Source organism: Nocardia sp. NPDC058497 (assembly GCF_042720195.1).
Taxonomy (GTDB): Bacteria; Actinomycetota; Actinomycetes; order Mycobacteriales; family Mycobacteriaceae; genus Nocardia.
Map to the genome: position 1 here is coordinate 1 of NZ_JBHXMY010000599.1, position 3,519 is coordinate 3,519.

At 69.1% G+C, this 3,519-nt stretch carries 5 protein-coding genes; 3 read left to right on the top strand and 2 right to left on the bottom strand.

Going from position 1 to position 3,519, the window contains the following annotated elements; genetic code table 11:
• Positions 1-70 precede the first annotated feature (70 nt).
• Positions 71-493 carry a peptide-methionine (R)-S-oxide reductase MsrB gene (gene msrB, locus ACFWPJ_RS27935; protein WP_378855742.1) on the top strand — a complete coding sequence of 141 codons (423 nt, stop codon included), beginning with the start codon at positions 71-73 and terminating at the stop codon, positions 491-493.
• Between the two features lie 43 nt (positions 494-536).
• On the opposite strand, the gene hemQ is transcribed toward msrB, so the two are convergent.
• Positions 537-1,232 (bottom strand): hydrogen peroxide-dependent heme synthase, encoded by a 696-nt coding sequence (hemQ, locus tag ACFWPJ_RS27940; protein WP_378855744.1) that lies wholly within the window; start codon positions 1,230-1,232, stop codon positions 537-539.
• Between the two features lie 61 nt (positions 1,233-1,293).
• Complete coding sequence (locus ACFWPJ_RS27945; protein WP_378855746.1) at positions 1,294-1,458, bottom strand: hypothetical protein; 165 nt, start codon at positions 1,456-1,458, stop codon at positions 1,294-1,296.
• 225 nt (positions 1,459-1,683) lie between these two features.
• On the opposite strand from ACFWPJ_RS27945, the gene ACFWPJ_RS27950 reads away from it, so the two are divergent.
• Together ACFWPJ_RS27950 and ACFWPJ_RS27955 are read left to right on the top strand one after the other, a co-directional pair.
• Complete coding sequence (locus ACFWPJ_RS27950) at positions 1,684-2,610, top strand: ATP-binding cassette domain-containing protein (protein ID WP_378855748.1); 927 nt, start codon at positions 1,684-1,686, stop codon at positions 2,608-2,610.
• A complete protein-coding gene (locus tag ACFWPJ_RS27955) occupies positions 2,607-3,416 on the top strand; it encodes an ABC transporter permease (protein WP_378855750.1) in 810 nt (269 codons plus the stop codon). The genes ACFWPJ_RS27950 and ACFWPJ_RS27955 overlap by 4 nt, the downstream gene beginning before the upstream one ends.
• Positions 3,417-3,519 lie beyond the last annotated feature (103 nt).

Below are 3,519 nucleotides of genomic sequence, written 5' to 3' on the forward strand. Positions count from 1 at the left end.
CCCGCGCTTAAGTTGGTATCGGCGGGTGGCGCGCGCGGCGCGCACCGGCCGAAACCATTAGCGTGGAGTGATGAGTTCATCGTTGCCCACGCCGCGCATCCAGCTGACGCCGCAGCAGTGGCGGGCGAAATTGGATCCGCAGGAATACGCCGTTCTCCGTGAAGCCGCCACCGAGCGCCCGTTCGTCGGCGAGTACACCGACACCAAGACCGAAGGCGTCTACACCTGCCGCGCCTGTGGTGCCGAATTGTTCCGCAGCACAGAGAAATTCGATTCCCACTGCGGCTGGCCGTCGTTCTTCGACCCCGCCGATTCCGACGCGGTGATCCTGCGCGCCGACGACAGCCTCGGCATGCGCCGGGTGGAGGTGCTGTGCGCCAACTGCCACAGTCACCTCGGCCACGTCTTCGAGGGCGAGGGGTATCCCACCCCGACCGACCAGCGCTACTGCATCAACTCGATCGCGCTTCGCCTGCAGCCGACCGAGGAATGACATGAGAAAGGGCCCGGTCCAGCGACCGGGCCCTTTCTTCTGTTTACGGCAGCGCGGTGACGAGCTGTTCGACCTCGACACGGGGGCCGGTGAAGAACGGGATCTCCTCGCGGACATGCAGGCGGGCCTCGGTGGCGCGCAGGTCACGCATGAGGTCGACGATGCGGTGCAGTTCCGGCGCCTCGAAGGCGAGGATCCACTCGTAGTCGCCGAGCGCCATCGAGCTGACGGTGTTGGCCCGCACGTCCGGGTAGCCGCGGGCGGCCTTGCCGTGGTCGGCGAGCATCTTGCGCCGCTCCTCGTCGGGCAGCAGGTACCACTCGTAGGACCGCACGAACGGGTACACGCAGATGTAGTTGCCCGCGTCCTCGCCCGCCAGGAACGCCGGGATGTGGCTTTTGTTGAACTCGGCGGGCCGGTGCACCGCGACATTGCTCCACACCGGTGCGCTGGCCCGGCCCAGCTCGGTGGTGCGGCGGAAGTCGGCGTAGGCGGCCTGCAGGTCCTCGACGCGCTCGGCGTGGGTCCACAGCATGAAGTCGGCGTCGGCGCGCAGGCCCGCCACGTCGTAGATGCCGCGCAGCACGACACCCTTGTCGGCCAGGCCGTCGAAAAAGGCCTGCGCTTCCTTGACCGCCTCGGCGCGGTCCTCGCCGAGCACGCCCGGCTGCACCTGGAACACCGAGAACATCAGGTAGCGAATGGTGGAGTTGAGGGCCTGGTAGTCGAGTCGCGCCATGATCCCTATCGTGCCACTGCGCGGCTGGGCGCCCGCCGGTGGGCGGGCGCTGTCGCCGTGGTCAGCTCGTGGTCGGCCGGTCCGCGCGCCACGGCCGGTTCTCATCGGTGCCGAAGATCGAGGTGACGGTGTCCGCTCGATCGCCGTGTAGTGCGACCGGACCGAGGTCGGGGTCGAGAACAAGGGTGCGCAGTGGCCGCGTCGGCGGCTCGTCGGTGGTGGTCACAGCGGGCGATCATGCCGCATCGCTATCGCCGTGACCGATGACACGCCGGGGCAGGCAGGCGGTCGTCGGCCGCTACCAATGGCCGCTGCGTCCCATTCGTGGCTGGTTCGTCTGAAGAAGCGGACTCCCATCCACCCCGGGTGTGAGCACACCGTCTGTCGAGAGGAACCCTGCGATGACCATCCACCTGTCCAACCACCTTGCTGAGGACCTCGGGGGTGTGCGATGACCGCCCCGGCTGTAGTAGTCGAGGATCTGCATGTCGCCTATGGCAAAACGTGGGCCCTCGACGGTATCGATCTGGAGGTTGCCGCGGGGGCGACGCTCGGGGTGCTCGGCCACAACGGGGCAGGCAAGACAACGTTGATCCGTGCCCTCACCACCCTGGTGCGGCCCACTATCGGCCGCGTGGAGATCGGGGGCCTCGATGTGATCGGCGACGCCACCGAGGTTCGCCGCCGGATCGGGGTAACCGGTCAATACGCCGGACTCGACGAATTCCTCACCGCCCGTGAGAATGTGGAGTTGATCGGTCGCCTGGCTGGGCTTCGCGGCACGGCCCGCGCACGTGCCGATGCGTTGATCGATCGGCTCGGGTTGCACGAGTTCGCGACCCGGCGGGTCGGGGAACTCTCCGGCGGTTCCCGCCGCCGCGTCGACCTGGCCGCCAGCCTCGTCGGTGACCCGTCGGTGCTGTTCCTGGACGAGCCGACCACCGGCCTCGATCCCCTGGCCCGCGCGGGATTGTGGGACGTCGTCGACGAGCTCACCGCCGCGGGCACCACCGTCGTGCTCACCACCCAGTATCTCGAGGAAGCCGACCGGCTCGCCGACCACATCGTGGTCCTGAGCCAGGGCCGGATCGCCGCGCGCGGCACGCCGGCTGAGCTGAAACGGATCGTCGGCGGCAAGGTCCTGCACGCCACCCTCCCCCGCCACCAGATCGCTGACCTGCCGTTCACCCCGGACACCGAACGGGTCGACGGCACCGGTGTGCGGGTGTCGGTCACCGTCGACGACGCCCGCACCGCGACCGCACTGGTCGCCGACCTGCACCGCGGCGCCATCGATGTCACCGACCTCGATGTCACTTCCCCGAGCCTCGACGAGGTCTTCACTCACCTCGCCCACACCACCGGAGCCCACCGATGACCACCACCACGACCGCGGTCAGGCACTCCCCGATCGGGAACCAGCTCGCCGCCCTGACCGTCCGAAACCTGCGCACCAGCGCCCGCGTCCCACAGCTGCTGATGTTCTCGCTGACCATGCCGATGGCGATGCTCGTGCTGTTCAGCCAGGTGTTCCGCAGCGTCGCCACCGGACCCGGCTTCCCTGCCGGGGTCAGCTACATCGATTTCCTCACCCCGGCCATGCTCGCCGTCGCCACGGTGATGGCAGGCACCAACGCCGGAGTCTCCGCCGCGATCGACCACACCAACGGCCTGCATGACCGCTTCGCGGCCCTGCCCATGCGGACAACGTTGCCCGGGGTAGCTCGCACCGTCAACGAGGCCGTGTTCACCCTCGCCCGAGCTGCGCTGCTCGGGATCGCCGCCGTGCTGCTGGGTTTCGACTTCCACGGCACCGCCGTCGATGCCATCGCCGCGGTGGTGGTTCTGGTGGTGCTGGCGGGGGCGATGAGCGCGTTGTTCGGGCTGATCGGGGACCGGCTACGCCGCCCGGACGTGGTCCAGTTCGCCGGAATGATGGTGATGATGCCGCTGATGTTCGTCTCGAGTGCGTTCGCGCCGATCGAGACCATGCCCGGCTGGATGCAAGCCATGGCCACGGTGAATCCGGTCGCGCACGCCACCGACGCCCTGCGCGGGCACGTGCTCGGCATCGCCACCGCCGCGGACACCGCCACCGCCCTGATCGCGGCGATCGGACTGTGGGCCGCGGTCACCGCTGTCCCCGCCCTCATCGGCATGATTCGGTCGACCCGCGCCCACTGACAACGCACCCGCCCCGTGGCGGGCCCAGGCCCCGGGCCCGCCGGGGGGGGGGTTTTGGTTGGTTCCGGAACCGGGCCCCCCCAGGGCGCAAACCCCCCCCGGG